At 58.7% G+C, this 1091-nt stretch carries 1 protein-coding gene; it reads left to right on the plus strand.

All coding sequences use genetic code 11. The features are described 5' to 3' along the window. Positions 1–350: 350 nt before the first annotated feature. On the plus strand, positions 351–857 hold the full coding sequence (locus tag ACIQ2D_RS22250) for a hypothetical protein (protein WP_041814180.1): 507 nt from the start codon (positions 351–353) through the stop codon (positions 855–857). The last annotated feature ends 234 nt before the right edge of the window (positions 858–1091 follow it).

Below are 1091 nucleotides of genomic sequence, written 5' to 3' on the forward strand. Positions count from 1 at the left end.
CAACAAACCCTGCCCTAACTCCCTGCCAGCCGTTACAGAAGAAGTGAAGACGCACTGCCGGTGCGTCACGCCGGACTGGTACCACGATGGGCTGGACTCGGATATCGCCGGACGCCTGTGCCGCCGGTGCCGTCTGCGACAGAACATCCCGTACAGGGATCTCGTCAACTCGCCGGTTGCCCGTACCGCAGTGTCAGCGTTCAGTGTCGCTGCACTAGCCCTACGAAACGCCGTGGAAGTACTGGACCCTCACGAAGGTGGGGATTGGGAGCACGCGTGGCAGACGATTGCAGACCTCGAAGACTGCGCCGGCCGCTTCGAGGCAAGTGAGAGAACGGAAGTGAGGGAAAGTGGTCGAGAAAATCGCTAAGCATGGAAGACACGCTACGAGTCAGGCGAAACTGGGCACGCATGTCCTCAGTCCAGTCGGCCCCGAGAATTTCAGTGAGCACTACTACGGAGTGCGAATCACCATTACCCCACTGGGCAGGCTGCGCGGGCTTTTCAGAGAGTGGTTCCTCGTTCCACCCGACTTTCATCCAGCGATACCGGTGTGCATCTACGGACATGGCGTCGAACCTAAACGTATTGCCGCGGCGATCAACCGGTACGCCCGCGAAGCAGAATGGGAACGTCGGCCGACGTTGAGACAGATCATCGACGGGATCGACGAACGGTGGATCAGTGGCACTATGACGAACTCGGAAACAGGGTTGGTGGTGTACGCGCGGCTCTGCCTGAGATTTGAGGAGCGGATCCGCGGCGCAGTTCCTGTCACCATCATTGCTCCGGAGCCAGAGACCATGACAGTGGGGGCAACTGGCGGAGATCTGGTGAATCCGGGAGTTGACAATTGACGATGTCGATCACCGTGAACTGTGATGCGTGTGGAACTACTCGAGAAGTTCCGGCGAACTACTTGTCATCGTGCAGTGTCGTGAGATCCGCGATCGAGCCAGGGTGGACACATTCCGTCGACGAGAACTACTGCTCGAATTGCGCTGCAGTGAGGGCGCAGACGTGGCCTCGAGAATCCGAGGGAGGGACTCCATGAGCATCACTTAAATTCGGCCACTAGTTGCCGTTGATGG

This window comes from Lysinibacillus sp. NPDC097287 (genome assembly GCF_044761695.1).
In the GTDB taxonomy this organism is placed as follows: Bacteria; Bacillota; Bacilli; order Bacillales_A; family Planococcaceae; genus Lysinibacillus.